The 17754-nt window shown below is 45.5% G+C and carries 17 protein-coding genes; 4 read left to right on the top strand and 13 right to left on the bottom strand.

What is annotated here, in order from left to right; translation table 11 throughout:
* The first annotated feature begins 34 nt into the window (after positions 1 to 34).
* Entirely contained in the window at positions 35 to 1708 is a 1674-nt protein-coding gene (locus MUK70_RS13140; protein ID WP_234652795.1) for a hypothetical protein, read from the top strand.
* Here MUK70_RS13140 and MUK70_RS13135 read toward each other — a convergent pair.
* The 8 genes from MUK70_RS13135 to MUK70_RS13100 form a co-directional block, all read right to left on the bottom strand.
* Positions 1703 to 2518, bottom strand: coding sequence for a tetratricopeptide repeat protein (locus MUK70_RS13135; protein ID WP_234652793.1), 816 nt, complete (start codon positions 2516 to 2518; stop codon positions 1703 to 1705). The two genes, MUK70_RS13140 and MUK70_RS13135, sit on opposite strands and share 6 nt — an antisense overlap.
* Positions 2519 to 2556: 38 nt before the next feature.
* Positions 2557 to 3918 (bottom strand): MutS-related protein, encoded by a 1362-nt coding sequence (locus MUK70_RS13130; protein WP_234652791.1) that lies wholly within the window; start codon positions 3916 to 3918, stop codon positions 2557 to 2559.
* A 75-nt stretch (positions 3919 to 3993) separates the two neighbouring features.
* Complete coding sequence (locus tag MUK70_RS13125; RefSeq protein WP_234652789.1) at positions 3994 to 5286, bottom strand: sensor histidine kinase; 1293 nt, start codon at positions 5284 to 5286, stop codon at positions 3994 to 3996.
* A complete protein-coding gene (locus MUK70_RS13120; protein ID WP_234607606.1) occupies positions 5283 to 5606 on the bottom strand; it encodes a circadian clock KaiB family protein in 324 nt (107 codons plus the stop codon). Before MUK70_RS13120 ends, MUK70_RS13125 begins: the two co-directional genes overlap by 4 nt.
* The gene (locus MUK70_RS13115; RefSeq protein WP_234607605.1) at positions 5603 to 5902 is read right to left on the bottom strand and encodes a circadian clock KaiB family protein; all 300 of its coding nucleotides are present in this window, start codon (positions 5900 to 5902) and stop codon (positions 5603 to 5605) included. Before MUK70_RS13115 ends, MUK70_RS13120 begins: the two co-directional genes overlap by 4 nt.
* Positions 5903 to 5924: 22 nt before the next feature.
* Positions 5925 to 7643 carry a circadian clock protein KaiC gene (gene kaiC, locus MUK70_RS13110; RefSeq protein ID WP_234652787.1) on the bottom strand — a complete coding sequence of 573 codons (1719 nt, stop codon included), beginning with the start codon at positions 7641 to 7643 and terminating at the stop codon, positions 5925 to 5927.
* 136 nt (positions 7644 to 7779) lie between these two features.
* Positions 7780 to 8235, bottom strand: a complete 456-nt coding sequence (locus tag MUK70_RS13105) for a response regulator (protein ID WP_234652785.1) — start codon at positions 8233 to 8235, stop codon at positions 7780 to 7782.
* Between the two features lie 36 nt (positions 8236 to 8271).
* Positions 8272 to 8919: a response regulator transcription factor gene (locus MUK70_RS13100; protein ID WP_234652782.1), complete on the bottom strand. Its 648-nt coding sequence runs from the start codon at positions 8917 to 8919 to the stop codon at positions 8272 to 8274.
* A 560-nt stretch (positions 8920 to 9479) separates the two neighbouring features.
* Between MUK70_RS13100 and MUK70_RS13095 the strand changes: the two genes are divergently transcribed.
* A complete protein-coding gene (locus MUK70_RS13095; RefSeq protein WP_234652780.1) occupies positions 9480 to 10499 on the top strand; it encodes an AraC family transcriptional regulator in 1020 nt (339 codons plus the stop codon).
* Positions 10500 to 10507: 8 nt separating this feature from the next.
* On the opposite strand, the gene MUK70_RS13090 is transcribed toward MUK70_RS13095, so the two are convergent.
* A complete protein-coding gene (locus MUK70_RS13090; protein ID WP_234652777.1) occupies positions 10508 to 11269 on the bottom strand; it encodes a DeoR/GlpR family DNA-binding transcription regulator in 762 nt (253 codons plus the stop codon).
* 134 nt (positions 11270 to 11403) lie between these two features.
* Here MUK70_RS13090 and MUK70_RS13085 point away from each other — a divergent pair, with 134 nt between their 5' ends.
* Positions 11404 to 11769, top strand: a complete 366-nt coding sequence (locus MUK70_RS13085) for a DUF4406 domain-containing protein (RefSeq protein ID WP_234652775.1) — start codon at positions 11404 to 11406, stop codon at positions 11767 to 11769.
* On the opposite strand, the gene MUK70_RS13080 is transcribed toward MUK70_RS13085, so the two are convergent.
* Positions 11736 to 13127, bottom strand: coding sequence for a sensor histidine kinase (locus tag MUK70_RS13080; protein ID WP_234652773.1), 1392 nt, complete (start codon positions 13125 to 13127; stop codon positions 11736 to 11738). The two genes, MUK70_RS13085 and MUK70_RS13080, sit on opposite strands and share 34 nt — an antisense overlap.
* Before the next feature lie 337 nt (positions 13128 to 13464).
* On the opposite strand from MUK70_RS13080, the gene MUK70_RS13075 reads away from it, so the two are divergent.
* Positions 13465 to 15075: an aminotransferase class V-fold PLP-dependent enzyme gene (locus MUK70_RS13075; RefSeq protein ID WP_234652771.1), complete on the top strand. Its 1611-nt coding sequence runs from the start codon at positions 13465 to 13467 to the stop codon at positions 15073 to 15075.
* Positions 15076 to 15155: 80 nt separating this feature from the next.
* Here the strand turns inward: MUK70_RS13075 and ytxJ are convergent, their stop codons facing one another.
* The 3 genes from ytxJ to MUK70_RS13060 all read right to left on the bottom strand — a co-directional run bounded on the left by ytxJ (position 15156) and on the right by MUK70_RS13060 (position 17752).
* Positions 15156 to 15488 (bottom strand): bacillithiol system redox-active protein YtxJ, encoded by a 333-nt coding sequence (gene ytxJ / locus MUK70_RS13070; protein ID WP_234607596.1) that lies wholly within the window; start codon positions 15486 to 15488, stop codon positions 15156 to 15158.
* A 268-nt stretch (positions 15489 to 15756) separates the two neighbouring features.
* The gene (locus tag MUK70_RS13065; protein WP_234652769.1) at positions 15757 to 16683 is read right to left on the bottom strand and encodes a S1C family serine protease; all 927 of its coding nucleotides are present in this window, start codon (positions 16681 to 16683) and stop codon (positions 15757 to 15759) included.
* Between the two features lie 115 nt (positions 16684 to 16798).
* Positions 16799 to 17752 carry an NADP-dependent oxidoreductase gene (locus tag MUK70_RS13060; RefSeq protein ID WP_234652766.1) on the bottom strand — a complete coding sequence of 318 codons (954 nt, stop codon included), beginning with the start codon at positions 17750 to 17752 and terminating at the stop codon, positions 16799 to 16801.
* Positions 17753 to 17754 lie beyond the last annotated feature (2 nt).

Genomic DNA, 17754 nt, shown 5'->3' with positions numbered 1-17754 from the left:
TTATGAATGCAGCCTGCCGGTTCAACAAAAACGCATGATTCAATTCGATTTTAACTGGTCAGACCCCCTAAATCTCGTCATTCTTGCACTCGCTTTTGGGTTGCTTCCGTTGCTGCTGTGGCTGACATTTTTGAGAAATAAAGTCGACGTTTCAGCGCCACGACGATGGATAGGGGTGGGTTTGAATGTGCTGTTATGGCTGGCCGTTATGGCGTTTATCATACAGCCCTATCTGATCACAGAAGCGAAATCAGTGACGGGATTTCTTATTGGAAAAGATGTTCCTGCCGGGCGGGCGAATGCGTTGAAGGACAGCATTGCCAATGCGAAAAAAGTAGTTTCAAATGACTTCAAAAACACTGACTTCGATACGTTGATTTTGGCAGGACAGGATTTTCAACCGGAAGTGCTGATGGAGATTACAGTCGCGCAAACCACCCCTGCCGAAATTCAATGGATTCCATATTTTGCTGATAACCAATTGCAAAGCTTGCATTGGAAAGGTGTTGCCCGGAAGGGTGAAATGCAGGTGATACGCGGTAATGTTACTTCCTCCAAAGAGCAGGTTTTAAGAATAACTTATGGAAATCAAACGCTCGACAGCACGGTTCTAAAACCGGGTCAAAATCAATTCAGAACACAATTTCCCGTTTTTTCAGAAGGCAGGACGGCTGTGGAGCTTGTCATGGATGATCATGTTCAGGATACTCTTCGTTTTTTCGCAAGACCCGCCCAGAAGCTGACATTTCAATTTATTCTCGACAATCCCGACTTCGAAAGCCGTGCACTGGCAAACCGGCTGGGGAAATCAGGGCATTCCGTGATTTATGCGGCAACATTATCAAAGGATGTAAGAAGCCGGGAAACGATCAATGAAGCAAAAGAACCCGACGTTATCCTTACACATGCTGGAAATGCTGGTAACAAACGGGTTAAGAAGTTATTAATGGCCTGGAAAAGTGTTCTCTTCATCAATGTCACAAATCCGGCAGCCGAAATTAAGGCGATTAATGCGGCTTTGGGGACCAGATTTGCCCTTGATAAAATTACAGGAAAAGACGCAATTCCCGTGAAATCAGGGCTTACTGCGCTGCCTTTCAGGTTTTTGCAAAGCAACCGATACTTTACTTCCCGGGCATTTCCTGTCGCTGTTGAAAAGGCACGCGGCAAAGTGGGCGTGAGTTTGTTGAATGAGACTTTTCCACTACAATTAACAGGAGATAGTGCAACTTATCAAAGCGTTTGGGGCGCGGTTTTGGCGCCGGTTTTACCTGCTATTGGGAATAATGTCGAGGTTGAAGCACCTTTGTTGGAAGGCATTCATGCTGACATTGCATGGAATGGTTTTTCAAAAATGCCAGAATTCCTGAAAGTCGGTTCAGATACGCTTTTTACAAAAACTTCCTCACTCAATAACAAATCAGCAACCATCCGTTTCAAGCCCACAGAATCCGGCTGGCTCAGCTCAGACGACTCGCTAAATATGGAAGTATATGTGGAAAATAAGAAAACTGAAAACAGGATTAATCAGACTGCCCGGCTGGCTAATTTTATAAAATCTTACAATCATCTTCAAACTAAATTGAAGAATAAATCGGCACTATCCAGCCATCATGCAAGGGGCGTAAGGAAAGAGCTTTCCGACTGGATGTGGTTTTCGTTGCTGATGGGTTGCTTCCTGGCCGTTTGGATCGAACGGAAGTTATAGCTGCTTTTCCATTTCTTCCATGGAGACCTGTTTTGGGAATGTGAGATTTTGTGAATTAGGCTCGTTCATTCTGTAATCATCGAGCGCATATTGCCTCGCCCGCTCGAAATAGAGTTTCTGTTGTGTGTTTCCAGTAATCTTCATCGTCATGGCGAGGTAATAATTGGCCATAGGGTGCTGTTCGTACATTTGCAGGCAGTCCCGCAACCATTTCTCTGCCTGGTCGTATTCATTCATCAGATAATAAACGATTCCAAAATACAACAGGGAATTGAAATGTAGGTCATTCTTGCCTTCGCCGCGCTTTTGCTGCGCAATGTCCTTTTGCAAAAAGCTTTCCGCCTTTACATAATTTCCCAGCTCCATATTGCACAAAGCCAGGAAAAACCAGAACGTATGATCCTCGATAAAACCGTTCGGCGTTAGGGTTAATGCTTTTTCGAAGTCAACAATCGCTTTGTCATAATTTTTAGCGTAGATGCAATGCAGATAGCCGCGGTAAGACGTCCAGCGCTTCGGGTCCAATTCCACGGCCTTATCATTATATTCAAATACTTTTGCGAGGTTTCCATTAAATAAATGCGGCAAACCTTTCTCCTGGTAAGCCTCCGCAATGTTTGGACAAATGGCTATCAAACTATCATAACTCTGGTCCCAACCCGGATGATCATAACCAAAGGAGCGCGCTCTATTGGAATAAACATTAAAAAGGCTGTCCTGGATAGCGATAGAGCTGCAATCAATTTGCTTCTGTGCAAAGCATTCCGCGCTGCTTGCCAGGATGAGAATAAAGATCGTTGGCAGTTTCATTGGTTACCGTTTCGTGGCTCCATACAAGGTAAAAATTCTCACTCTTTTTTGCCATTTAAAAGCAACTCAATGCCTGCTTTTTTTAAAATGATCTGTCCGAGCCTTTCCGATGAAATACCGTTTTCAATCTGATATGAATTGATAAAATTATCGCCCTTAATGTGCGTTCTGAAACAGCGGAAGCAAATGGAACCTTCGTGCTCAAAGCGTTGCAGAAGGGGTTCCAGGTGTGTTGATACGAAGAAAAGGGAATTTTTGTGTCGGGCAAAACCACCGATAACCTTAATGGAACATTGCAGCGAATCTTCCTGGTTGGTGCCCCTGAACAGCTCGTCGATAACGATGAAGCAATTTTCTCCCGCATATAGTGCTTCTGCAATCGTTTTGATCCGCATTACTTCGCTGTAAAAATGGCTGTAACCCAGCGAGATGTCGTCAGAAAGATGAATGGATGTGAAGAGCCTGTCACAAAACGTTAAGCGAAGACCGGTCGCAGGAACCGGCCAGCCGAGGTGTGCCAGGTAAACGGCAATGCCGCATGTTTTCAGGAATGTTGTTTTGCCGCTCGTATTGGCGCCCGTAAGCATACACACAGGTGTCTCGTCGTCCAGGGAAATGCTGTTTGGAACCGCCGCTTTGATCAACGGATGCCAGATGTCTCTTGCATTGAAGCTTGCTCGTCCAGCATTACGTTCATCGAATTCAGGAAACGACAGCCGATTCACAATCGCCGTTTGGGATATGGCCTGGTAAGCATCGAACTTATAAAAAATATCCAAAACGCTTCTTAGCTCCTTTTTAAACACAATACGTAAAAAGTAATCCCAGTAAAAGATAACGCGGATCGATAATTTTTTTTCTTCTCGTCTCAGCATATTCCGCAGGCCCTTCTTGTTCAAAAAAGCGTTCAGAAAGCCTGCATCATCTTTCAGCAGATCGGGCAGGCTGGCGGGTAAGGCAGCGGTCATTTTTTCAATGGCCTTCAAGACTTTGAATGTTGCGAAAAACCCGCTTTGCACCATGTAAAACTCCGCAGGGTTCCGGAGTGAAAATATCAATGTGTCGAACCAATGCCGAACAACATCCTGGGACATTGAATAGGCAATATTGGAGCCATAATAAGCTTCCGCCGCGGCAACATACGTTCTTGAAATGTTGATTTTAAATGTATCCGGCTCGTTCATGATCGCTTTCAGCAGATCCTGAAATGCGATTACATCTGAATGAGAGCGCTTAGGGCTTGTAAGCAATTGCCGTAAATGGTCTCGTCCCCCTTCGGTTGCAGACCGGTCGAAAAAATTCAGGATGCTAGCGTCCCTGGGGTTTTTGGGGAATATTTGTAGCTCTTGAAGGGTTTGGCTGTCGATGGGATGCATCTTGAAGGTTTCTGTAATCCTCAAAATTATACATTCCGGTGTAAGCTAAATCTTAAAAAGAGTTAAAGGGGATCTGTGAAAGTGAATTGCAGCCTGTTATCAGCCCAAGCGCTGCGAAATGGGTAAAGTCAGTTCGAAAACTGCTCCTTCGCCTTCTTTGCTGGAGACGGCGATGCTGCCGTTGTGTTTGTCAATGATTTTTTTCGTAATGGCCAATCCTATGCCCGAGCCTTCGTATTTGTCCTTTGTATTCAGCCTTTCAAATAAGGAGAAGATTTTTTCATAGTACAACTCGTCGAACCCGATCCCATTGTCTGAAATGGTTACAAAGCAATTTTTCGTTCCAGTTGAGTCTTTCAGCGATCCTTCCGAACCCTCGCGCACGCCCCCCGAAATACGGATCACGGGTGCTAAGCCTGGTTTAGAGAATTTAATGGAATTGCTGATCAAATTTTGAAAAACCTGCTTGATCTGACCTCTGTTAACTTCAATATCAGGGAGTTTGTCCACTATGATTTCTGCTTTTTTCTCCAAAATCAAGATTTCGTAATCTTCAATCACTTCGTCAATTACTTCATTCAGGCTTGTGACGGCGAAATTATTGACGTTGGTCGAAAGCCTTGAGTAACTGAGGATGTCTGTGATCATGTTCCGCATTCTTTGAGAAGAGGCAATGATCTTGTTCAGATAAGTAACATTCTCGTCCGTGAGCTCATCAACAAGCTTGTTACGGAGCATGGTTGAGAAAATCAATATTTTACGTAAAGGCTCCTGGAGGTCGTGCGAGGCGATAGACGCAAACTGTTGCAAATCGTGATTGCTGACCTCCAATTCTGTATTGATCTCAGCCAACCGCAAATTGTTCTGTTTGAGCAGCTGTTGAATTTCTTTTTGAAACGAAAGGTCCGTCAATATCACACTCAGTGCTGGTCCCTCGTCCAGTTGTAGCATTGTAACAGAGAGCTGGCAGGGAACGAGTTCACCGCCTCTTGTGACGCATAGCTCCGTTTTGCTGTCTTCCCGCCAGCCGTTATTGAACAGATCGAGATAAATTTCCTGAAAGCCGTCTGCAATAAAATCGCTGAAATGCAAGCCCAGCACCCTGGACAGCGGCATGTTGATCATCGAGGCGAACATTGAATTACAATAAAGGATGAGGCCCTCATGGCTTAGCGTAACCGCACCTTCGTTCATTTTTTCGATAAACACACGGTAAGTCTGGTCGGCTGTTTTAAGCGTAAACAACTGGTGCCCGCCATTCGGGCTTTTAACCACGAGCGCATCCACCTGGCCTGACCGGATCGCCTGGATGGTATCCGTTGCTTCTTCCAGTTGCTGGTGCAGTTCCTCGTTTTCCTTTATTAACTCTTCGTATGTCTTTTGCCTATTCATGATCCAATCGAGATTCCCAGACCTTTGAGTACTTTTTGTGTGTCGGACATGTCGCCGATCAGCCTTCTGGCCGGAAGCGGCGTAGTCTTGATTAGTAAGGGTAAAGCAATGATCTGTTCTTGTTCAGCGATGCTTTTCTGTTGATGGACATCGATGATTTCCAAAGAATACTTGTCTTTGATATAGGTTTCACATATTTCTTTTACATTAACGACCGCTCTTATCGAATTAACGGACGCGCCTGTCACAAACAGCCGAAGCACGTAAAAATCGTTATCGTCGGTCGGGTTAGTTGGCTCAGTATCCGTGTTTTCGTTCATTCTGTTCTTTTTGCAGGGCGTATATTTAATCCAACTAAAACTTTCTCTTCGTTGGATAGATCTCCAATGATCTTGCGAATCGGTTCCGGCACTTTCTTCACAAGGGTAGGAATAGCAAGTATCTGGTCGCCCTCAGCCAATTGCGGCTGTAAAAGAAGATCGATTACTTCAATGACGTATTTACCTTTTAAATGTTCTTCACAATATTTTTTAAGGTTGGTTAGTGCAGTAACCGACTTAGTGGTTTTGCCTGCCACATACAACCTTAGTTCCCACATTTCTGCTGTATCTTCCATTTAATTATTTTGGTGCATTTTGTTATTCCAATGATTTGCCGGTGTCGCGGAAACGGGAAATTTCCTGCCGATTCTTCTCGAAGACTTCTTGTTTGAGTTGTTCTTCAATAAAGGTTTTATTCAGTTGCTCTTGCAAAGATTCGAATTCTTCTTTAAGGCTATTGATTTTGGATTCCAGCACCAGTTTTTTCCTTTCAATTTCCCTGTCCTTCCTGGACACCGCGTGATCTCTTAATGCCGCATCTGTTTGTTCCAGCAACTGTTGCGCTTCCCTTGCCGAACCTGTCAGCACCCCATCCGGTCCGAGGAAAACATCCAAGAGATCCAAGCCATTGTCGCTGATCACAAATTCCCTTACTTGATTTGAGTGTTTCATACCACGCGATTTCATCACGTAAAGTCCTCTGTTTCGCTCACCGTTTAATTCAATGTCGCGTACAAGCAGCCACGCATCCACCAGCGAAGAAATGCTTTCGTCTGTTTGCTCTGAAATACTGTCATTCAGGGACAGAGCAGTGAACATTACGGTAATGCCTTCCGATTGCAGAAAATCTATCAGCCTGATCAGCAAACTTTTAACCTCACTGACTGAGCCAACGGTGGTCAGGTTTGTGATCGGATCTACCACAACCGTTGTTGGTTTAAATTGGGTAATCAGCTTATTAATCGCTAACAAATGCATCTCCAGTCCATTCAATGTAGGCCTGGACGCATGGAACTTCAATAGATCATTATCGATGTGGGCCTGTAAGTCAATGCCTATGGACCCCATATTCCGGATAATCTGTTTTGGGGATTCCTCAAATGCGAAATAAACGCACTTTTCGCCATTAAGGCAGCTTTCGTTGGCAAATGAACCTGCGATACTTGTCTTGCCGGTTCCTGCCGCCCCGGAAACGAGAACGCTGCTGCCCCTGAAAAACCCTTTACCACCCAGCATTTTATTTAGCGCAGGTATTCCTGATGAAATACGGTCACTGGAAGCAAAGTGGGATAGCGTGAGTGATGTTACAGGCATCACAGAAATGCCATCCTCGTCTATCAGGAACGGATATTCGTTGGTTCCGTGAACGGAACCCCTGTATTTCACAATGCGCAAAAGCCGTGTCGAAATTTTATTCTCAACCCGGTGATCCAGCATAATCACACAATCAGAAACATATTCTTCAAGTCCCTGGCGTGTAAGTGTGCCTTCGCCTTTTTCTCCGGTAATGACTGTGGTAACGTTTTTGTTTTTCAGCCATTCAAACAATCTCCTCAATTCGGCGCGAATGATCGCCTCATTATCAAGCCCGGAGAAAAGACTTTCAATCGTATCGAGTACAACCCGTTTGGCACCAATGCTGTCAATAGCATGACCAAGGCGGATAAAGAGACCATCCAGATCGTATTCGCCCGTTTCTTCTATTTCACTTCTTTCAATGTGAACGTGATCGAGCTTGATGAGCCTGTCTTTCTGCATTTGTGCTAGGTCAAAACCGAGCGATGCGACGTTGACAGTCAACTCTTCGGTTTTTTCCTCAAATGCAACAAAGACACCAGGCTCGCCGAATTCCAGCGCGCCGTGCACCAAAAATTCAATCGAGAAAAGCGTCTTGCCACATCCGGCGGAGCCGCATATTAATGTCGGCCTTCCCTGTGGAAGCCCGCCGAGCGTGATTTCGTCTAAGCCTTTAATGCCGGTGCGTGACTTTTGCAAGGATGGCAGGCTGGTGTTTAAGTCAGAGGGGTTGTTATACATTGAAAATGACGTTATGATTCTCTTGGTAACGTGTCCTGAAGTTGACATTTAAAAATACCGTACCAATCTGCCAGAGCGGGCCCGAATGCGCGAATTGGGGTTGCATAAAAAATGTTCTACACCCAAAGTGAGTATATTATGAAAGGAATTTTTCGGTTAACTGAACACCAAGCTGGTTGAATTCCTCAAATGTGCTCGGCTTGGTGATAAAACTATCTGCACCGGCCTCGTAGGCCATTTCGATGAGCGAAGAATTGGACGAAGTGGAAATCATTACTACCGGAACCGTCGAAAGCGCGGTATCTGCCCGGATAGCCGCAATGGTTTCGAGACCGTTCATTTTGGGCATGTTCATGTCCATCAGGATAAGCGAAGCCTGGGGCCCAGGTTGTTTTTTCATGACGGTGATCAATTCCAGACCGTTTTCCACTTCGATAATTTCGGTGGAAGCATTGGCGGCTTTCATTGCCTGTCGTAGGAAGTAGCGGTCGTCCTGGTCATCATCAGCCAGATAGATGGTTTTGGGTTCCTTCATTTGAAGATTGTGAATCGCAAATATAATGTGAAAATGCACATTGCGCAGCTTTTCCACGGCTATTCCGAGAAATGGGTTGCGTTTATTAAAGTCTTATTTTCCAGGCCTGCGGTTCTTGTAGTGCTCCACTTTCACAAACATCTCAATGATCGTGGAAACTTCCAGCTTTTCAAAAATCCTGGATTTATAGGTGCTCACTGAGCTTCCGGTGATGTTCAGGCGGGTTGCTATCTCTTTTGTCCATTTCCCATCCAGCAGCAGGTCCATCACTTCCAGCTCTCTTTGAGAAAGGTTTTCAAGCGGGTTGCCACTGTTGATATCAGCCTCAAAAGTGTGCCGCATGAGCTGTTGTTGTACAATATCGCTTACAAACCGGCCGTTTTCCAACACCGCTAAAATCGCTGCTTTTACGGTATGCTGAGGAGAATTTTTGGCCAGAAAGCCATTTGCACCAGCTTTTAAGTAATGCATGGCGTAGAGCGCTTCATCCATGCCTGAGAAAACGAGAATGCTAACCTTGGGCTGCAATTTTCTGAGTCTCGGGATCATATTAAAACCCTCGCCGCCAGGAATGTCAATGTCCAGCATGATGAGATCAAAATGCGATGATGATACGTGTGTGAGTGTTTCTTCAAAATTTGTGGCTTCCATAATGCTGGCCGAATCGATCAGATTATGGATCAGGAAACGGGTGGCCAGTCTGACTACTGAGTGGTCTTCGACAAGTAATATTTGTTTCATTCTGGGCGCCAGGTCGTTTTGTAAGTGTGAGTCTGTATGTCTTAAAAATAGCTAATTTATTAAAATGTACTATAAACCGCTCACTATTTTGTTGAAATTGTAGAAATTATTCTATCAAGCAGTTTTCGAAATGCAAAGAACGCTTTCGTCTGCATGGAACCTGGGCAGCTTTTTAGCTTTAAATATTACATCAGATCGGGCATTCTTTTCGGCCTCAGGTTAATCCCTAAAAAGCTCGTATATGACTGATAATGAACAAACGGTATACTTCATACGCACTTGCTGAGTAAGGTTTTCGACCTGCTGGGCCGGCACGTTCAACATGCCAGCGGCTGTAAAGGCAGTGACAAATATCGGAGCATCGGCCATGTTCTGCGGCCGAATGTGGTTGCTTCTTTTACAAAAATATATGTAGTAGATTCGTACTTTAATTAACGTTGAGTATCGCAGATATCCTTCCGACCTTGTCGGGGGGATATTTTTTTGTCTTTACATGACATTTGATTGTCATTAGGCGACAGGGGCTTTTTTCAAAAATCCGGCGATGATATCTTTATGGCATGGAAGATCAACAAGAACAGTTCGTTCTGGGCATTGTCGCTTATGCGGTGCAGCGGGACATTTCGGCAACGCAACTATGCAAACTTTCAGGAATTTCACTTCCTGAATTAACAGGCAAGAATAGTATCACCTTTTCGGCAAAGCAGCTTAATGATCTTTGGCTTAACGCCTGTCATTTAAGTAATGATCCGCTTTTTGGTCTGCACCTTGGCGAGTCGCTGCAACTGGCAGCGCTGGGTGTTGTGGGTGAAATTGTGAAAACCAGCACAACGGTTGGGAATGCGGTAAGCATTGCTACTTCGTTAACGGGACTGGTTACGGATCTTTTCAAAATGGAAGTGCGGCAAAGTGAGCGGCGTTTCACCATTAATCTGATTCCGAACCAGGCCAGGCTTAAAGACTCCGAATTTGCATTTAAGCAAACGCTTGATTTTTTTATGGTGTTTCTGATCCACGAGCTGGACGGATTTATTCTTGAAAAAATCAAACCCGAAGAAGCCCGCTTGCCGTTCACCGCATCGGCTGCAAAAGAGTATACAAGACTCTTGCGCTGCGAACCACTGGAAACAAAGGACGAATATGCTTTGACGTTCGACAGCAAATACTGGGACCTGCCCATTATTACAGCCAATTACGAGTTGCAGACCAGCTTGCTGCAAAATGTGAATCTGCTTGAACTTACCCAGGCGGAAAGCGATAGTTACCGTGCACGGATTTACCAATATCTGCTTAAAAACGCGTATCTCGGAATTGTGTCGCTGGAAGAGATTGCCGCAAATTTTAATGTCAGCCCGAGAAGCCTGCAACGCAAACTCAAAGATGAAAACGTCACTTACCAGGAAGTTGCGGATGAAGTTCGTAAAGCTCTGGCACTGAATTATTTGAGTTCCGGAAAATATTTAATCAAGGAAATTTCCTACATGCTCGGTTACAATGAGCTCAGTGCATTTTCCAGGGCATTCAAACGTTGGACCGGAACAACGCCCGGCTCGTACCAGAAGAATGCCATCATCAATTGAGATGCGAATCATTCGGCTATGACCACATTCAGTCCTTTTTCAATAAGCCCCTTTTTTCTACCCGGATCGAGATCCTGATCTGTGAAAAGGGTGTTAATCTGTGACAAGTTGCCAAATTTAATGTGGCTGTCCTTACCAACCTTCGACGAATCGCAAAGGACAAAAACCTGCGAAGCATTCCTTATAAAGGCAGACGTGATCGAAGATTCGTGCTCGCTATGCGCAGTTAAGCCATTGTGCGCCGAAATTCCATCAATGCCTATGAATGCTTTGTGCGCATGATAACTGCCGATATGTTCAATTGCCTTGTGCCCGTGAACGGCTTTGCGTTGTTTGTCAATTTCGCCACCGATCAAATTCAGGCTTATGGAGGGGACATCAATCAGTTCTGCCATGATGGGGAGCGAATTGGTGATCACTTTGATTCCATTGCGTTTTTTGAGATACCGGCACATTTTGAAAACAGTGCTGCCGCAATCAAGAAAAATAATGTCTCCATCTGTCACATATTCAGCGGCGACTTGCGCAATTTTTTCTTTGTTCGCTTCATTCGTGCCCGCTTTCGCAGCGAAGCTGGTTAAAACCGGATTCTCAATCTTCATAGCGCCCCCGTGAGTGCGCAGCAGCAAGCCTTCTTCGGCAATGTCGTGCAGGTCACGGCGTATCGTGGCAGGTGACATGGCCAGTTTTTCCGACAATTCAAACACCGACAAGCTGCCCGATTCTTCAACTGCGGTCAGAATTTTTTTCTTTCGCTCTTGGAAATTCATCGCAAAGATTTACATTTGATCAAATAAAATCAAATTTGATCAATAATGATAAATTTATAGATCTATTTTGATTCTAAAGTGTTAAAATTAATCAAAGCAGCTTAGCTATTCACTTAATTTAATCAAAAATAATCATGAAAGGTTTAATGATACTTGTCGCCGGTCCTTATCGTTCTGGCACGAATGATGATCCCACGCTGATGCAGCAAAATCTGTCCAAATTGGAATCCGTTACGCTTGAACTATTCCGGGCGGGCCATTTGCCGGTAATAGGAGAGTGGGTGGCTTTGCCTTTGCTGCGTCTGGCCGGATCGAGCGTACCCGGAGACGCCCCTTATGAAGAGATCCTATACCCGGTTGCCGAGCGTTTGCTGCACAAATGTGACGCTATCCTGCGACTGGAAGGCGCTTCCAAGGGTGCAGACGAAGATGTGCGCATTGGTCGGGAGCGAGGACTGCAGATTTTTTACAACCTGTCGGAAGTTCCGAATTGCAATTGATCCGGTTCAGTGGTTGAGGTCGATTTCGAGGCCCTTGGGATAGCAACAAAAAACGTTGTTCCATCCGAAGGGGCCGACTCGAACCAGATCTTCCCATCCTGCGCAGCAACGAATTCCTGGGTTAATAACAAGCCCAGGCCAACGCCTTTCTCATTTTTGGTTCCATACGTAGATTGCACATTGAGCGAAAAAATGACAGCCTGTCGCTCAGCTGAGATCCCGATTCCGTTATCCCTGACCGCGATGATGCAGTCAGTGCCCGATAATTGGGATTCTATGCTTACCTGTCCGCCTTCTGGAGTGAATTTGATAGCGTTGCCGATCAGATTTCTAAACACAACCTGCATCATGTCCCGGTCTGCAAAAATCGCAATGGCCGGGTCTATCTTGTAATCAAGATCAATGTTTTTTCTGGTGGCGCTGCTCCTTTCAAGGGCCAGGGTGGTGTTCAGCAGTTCGTCCAGGTTCAGGCGTTGCTTTTGAGCAGATACGCCGTTGATCTGGGATTTAGACCAGTTCAATAACTTAGACAGCAAAGCCATTGTGTCGTTAGTGGCATCGAGCAGCTCTTTCTTTATATCCTTTTTTTCGGCTTCGTCCAGTTCGTAGTCAGTCAGCAGTTCCAGGAAATTCTGAATGCTGGCGAGCGGCGCCCGAACGTCATGTGCGACGATAGACATGAGCTTGTTCTTCTCGCCATTGATGCGTTCAAGCTCAACATTTTGTTTCAGGATCTGCTGATTTTTCTCGGCAATAAAGTGGGATTTTTCGAGTGCAGACTTCTTCTCATTTTCATAACTCCGCCTGATATAATCCGTACAAATGTATGCCAGGATTGACACAACCACATATGCGGACATATGGTCAATGAACGCGCTGTATCTGTCAACATAGGTATATGGAACCGTTTCGGGATAGAAATACTCAATGGCATTCAATGTTACAACCACCAGGATATTGATTGGAATCCAGATTTTATACTGGTTGGCAGGACTTATGCCAATGCTCAACAACAGGAGGAGGAGAAAAAAGAGGTCGGTAGGGCCTCGCAGCCCGGAATTGAGAAAATAATTAATGACGAATAATATCAATCCCACCATATTGGTGATCAGAATCGAAATCCCATACTGGTTCCGTATGCGTGAAGCATAATACAGAGCCGTAATTATCAACAAAACTACCAGGCTGATCAGGGCTACTTTGGGTAGTCCTATAAAGTAATTGAATGGCACATTATAACTCAGCGCAGCAAGCGAGATCAGGCATACCGAGTGAAATATCCGGGCGTTCAGAGGAAATTTGGTGGGCGGCCCGGTTAATTTGATCCAAAAATTGTAAAGCGTGGATTTGAAACGCAAAACAGTCACTATTATTTAGGTCTGCTGGAAGGTTAGGAACTCATTGTAAAGATCGCGAAATAATCCTACGCTCTATCAAATCAATTCAGAAAATCATGTGTTTATTGGAATTCCAAATAAGGCAGGGATACCCCCCGTTCAAGATTAGGCGCGGTAACCTACCCGGAGCCGGTTGTTTTTATATTTGGTTAAGTTTCGTTTTAGTATTAAACTCGTCCTGTTATTCTGCTGAAATGCCATATTTCAGATTACTGCGGCTCATTTATGCAAAATCTTATACTTTAACATGCTTTTGTCCGCCAGAACCTTTTCATATTCCTTAACCTCATAAAAAAGAATGAAACGTAGAGATGCAATTAAAGATTTATCCATGCTTCCGCTTGCAGGAAGTATCATGCTTCCCCAAAGAAAAGCTGCCGAAACTGTGTCAAGAAATGCTGAGATAGCTGCAAGCAAGGAAATTTATCAAGCCATTGGTGTAGAGCCGATCATCAACTGCCGCGGAACATTTACAATCATCGGCGGTTCTATTGAAAGACCCGAAGTGCGGGCAGCGATGGATGCTGCGGCTCAGGTTTTTGTGCAATATGACGAGCTTGCTTTTGGCGCTGGAAAACGTCTGGCCGAGCTTACAGGTGCCGAGTGGGGGCTGGTATCAGCCGGCTGCGCAGCGGGAATGAAGCACGTGACCGTCGCATGCGTAACGGGCGGAAATCCGGAGAAGCTGGTACGCGTTCCGGATTTGGCCGGGTTTGATAAAACGGAGGTCATTATTCCCAGATATTCCCGAAACGTTTATGACCATGCCCTTCGCAATGTAGGCGTAACATTGATCACAGTTGATTCTATCGAAGAGCTCTCTCACGCTATCAGCTCCCGCACGGCGATGATATACCTGATGGCAGGCGACGAGTCCATGAGTGGGCCTATGTCCCTTGAGGCGATATCGAAATTGGCCAAGCCGAAAAACATCCCGGTAATGGTCGATGCAGCTGCGGAAGATCTGACGATTCCCAATGTGCATCTGAAAATGGGCGCGGACGTTGTCATTTACAGTGGCGGAAAAGCATTATGCGGACCGCAGTGCGCCGGGTTGGTACTCGGGAGAAAAGACATTTTAATGTCGGCCTGGCAGGCAAGCGCCCCGCATCATGGCCCCGGACGCGATAACAAGGTGGGTAGGGAAGAGACGATGGGAATGGTTGCGGCGGTAGAAGCCTGGACGAAAAGGGATCATGCTGGCGAATGGAAGCGATGGCTTTCCTGGCTCGACAACATTTCCAAAAAAGTTTCCGCAATTGAATCTGTGAAGACAACGGTTATTGAGCCCAAGCAACTGTCAAACCGAACGCCACAATTACGGATTTCGTGGGACCCTGCCAAACTGAATATCACCGGAGAAGAAATCGCTGAGCTTTTCGGGCGCACCAAACCGCGCATCGCGCTGGGTGGCGGAAGCCGCGACGGGGCAACCTTCGTCTCGATCACGACCGGGCAGATGCAGCCGGGAGATGATAAAGTGGTTTCCGATCGCTTGTTTGAAGTGCTATCACAAAAAAGAGCTCCGCAGAAAGCCGACATGGCTGCTGCATCCGTGTCACTAAAAGGACATTGGGAGGCGAATGTGGAGTTTTTCTCATCGACCAGCAAACAAATGCTTATCATTGAGCAGGATGGCAACTGGCTTGAAGGTTCTCACAAAGGTGAGTTCAGTGTGCGCGAGTTGCAGGGAACCGTAGAAGGAAATGAGTTTAAAATGCGCAGTACGGACCGGCAGCCCGGGGATGCGATCACATTTATGTTTTCCGGAACTGTGAAGGATGATGTAATGGCTGGCTCGATCTACATGGGCGAATATATGACAGCAAAATTCACAGCCAAAAGGATGAAGTTCAAAATGAAGCGAGAGAAGATCATGATCCCGTCAGGCCCTCCGCTGGCAACCTAGGAAATTCGCAGGCATTAAATAAAAAGAGATCGTTCGGCAGGGGTAAACCGGCTGGACGATCTCTTTTTGTTTAAAAATATTTATTGAAAATAGGAAAGTGTGTCGTGCAGTGAAATGTCCTCGTGGGACGCATCAAATACACATTCCCCGTTTTTTACAACCAGCAGTTGAGGCGACTCGTGTTGCACATTAAAGCTGTTTGCAATCGACATGGATTCGGTGCGGTTATTGACCACATCTACAATATAAAGCGGCACATCCACGTGCGGAACCGAATTGACATCCGATTTTAACTGACGATAAGCCATCAGGCTGGTCATACAGCGAGGACTGTGCTTGTATATAATGGCGTACTCAGATGATTTATAAATCTGCTCGACCTCTTCCGTGCTGTTGATTGTAATCCAATTCATAAAGCTTGATAAAAATTTATCTTTGATTCTGATAGTGCATTAACAACAATAATCGTACCAATTTTCATTCCCGAACGGCGAAAAAGGCCGCCTAACTCGCTGTGATTGCTGTATTTATTGGTATAGTCTATTCAAAGTAACCCGTTACGCCTGCACGTAACCCGTTAGATCGCTGCTAACGAAGGGCTGATTTATATCTTGCCAGGCAACCGATCAGGCGTTTTTTTTCTATCCTGAATTCTAAAAACATCATCGTATAAATCATGCCCTAGTTCCGCTTCTCAACCGGCACGATAATGAAGTTCAGTAATTCCGTATGGCGGATTACTGAAATGTTGGTGATCGTCAGAATGTTCTTATTTGTGAGTGCTTTGAACAGCTCATTTGAGTCGCTTACCGTTTGGTTGTTAAATGAAACGATGATGTCGCCTTCGAGCAGCTGAGATCGCGATGCGGGCGTGTCCGCATCGATTTTTGTAATGAAAATGCCGGTCCGGCTTTGCAGCTTATAATGCTGCCGGACTTTTTCGTTGATCTGCACATCTTGTAATTGCAGACCCAAAAATGCCTTGAAAACCCTTCCTTCCTGAATCAACTGACGTGCAATTTCCTTTGCGGTGTTAATGTTCACGGAAAAACTCAGTCCCTGAGCTCCCTGGATCACGGCCGTATTTACCCCGATCACTTCGCCATCCGTGTTGATCATCGGGCCTCCCGAATTTCCTGGGTTCAATGCCGCATCCGATTGTATCACATTATCGACCATCCTGCCGGATTGTGTTTGCAAAGTCCGCCCCAATGCGCTCACAACGCCAGTCGTTACGGTGTGTTGATAGCCGTAAGGATTGCCAATCGCAATCACAAACTGTCCGATCTGCAATTGGCCCGCATCGCCGAGCTTGGCCACAGAATATCCTTGCGTATAAATTTTTAAAATAGCCAGGTCTGTGTCAGGGTCTTTCCCGACCAGCGTGGCTTCGATTTCATTTTCATTCAAAAGGCTGACCATTACTTTCTCCGCGCCTTCTACCACATGGCTATTTGTGAAAATCAGCCCGTCGGATGAAAAAATGAAGCCGGAACCCGACCCGGCCGGCTTCATTTTTCCGTTAATGGTTTTAAATGTATCGATTTTAACGACCGCGTTTTTGATCTTGTCAACGGCGTCGATAATCATGGTTGAAAAGGTATCCATAGCTCCAAATTTTTGTCTGAAATGCTATGGTCAAAAATGCATCCAGCACAGACTTCGTGCCATACTGTCGCGACGGCGGTTGTTTTATGCGTCAAAAGGGCATAAATCCTTGTAATTATAATGTAATCACAACCTTACCAACGGTCCTGCCTGCATCGACGAGCGTTTGTGCCTGCGGTATTTCTTCAAAAGTGAATTGGGCGGAGATGTATGAATGCAATGTTCCGTTAGCGAGCAGTGCAGCGATCTGTTTCATGTCTGCACCATTGGATAAGACACCCAGCCGATGCGCATAGACCTCTTTTTCTGTTATTTTTTTGACCAGATTTTCGTCTGTAAAAAAGGTCAGCAGTGAAATAAGTCTTCCGCCTTGTTTCACTGCATCCAGCGAGCGCACCACATGATCGCCAAAAATCGAATCAAGAACAATGTCTGCATCCCGGACCTTTTCCTCAAATTTTTCAGTGGTATAATCAATGAATTCGTGGGCTCCCTGGCTGATGATGAAATCCTTCTTCGCGCCTGAGCCGGTCCCGACAATGTGTGCTCCAAAGTATTTCGCGATCTGGATTGCATAATGGCCCACTCCCCCCGCGGCTGCGTGGATCAGGATTTTGTCACCTTTTTTGATTTTTGCATAAGTAACCAGTGATTGCCAGGCAGTCAATGCTGCCAATGTAGCCGCAGCTGCTTCTTCGTAGGAAATGTTTTCAGGTTTCAGTGCCAACTGGTCCGCTGGTGCAGCGACGTATTCCGCATATGCTTTTCCATGACCAGGAAAATTCACCATTCCAAAAACGTCGTCGCCAATCTTAAAATCAGAAACCTCATTTCCAATCTCGACCACAGTCCCTGAAACGTCCCAGCCGAGTATTATATCCTCTCCGGGCTTCGGATTAATGACTCTTTCCAGATAGGGCTTATTTCCTCGTACAAAGCCGTCGACCGGATTAATGCCGATTGCTTTTACCTGAATTAAAACCTCATCGGGTTTAATCTGTGGCGTTTTGGTCTCAATTAAAGTCAGCTTTTCAACTCCTCCTGTTTCTTTTAATGCTATCGCCTTCATAT

The organism is Dyadobacter chenwenxiniae (assembly GCF_022869785.1).
In the GTDB taxonomy this organism is placed as follows: domain Bacteria; phylum Bacteroidota; class Bacteroidia; order Cytophagales; family Spirosomataceae; genus Dyadobacter; species Dyadobacter chenwenxiniae.
This window is presented reverse-complemented; position numbering and strand designations above follow the sequence as displayed.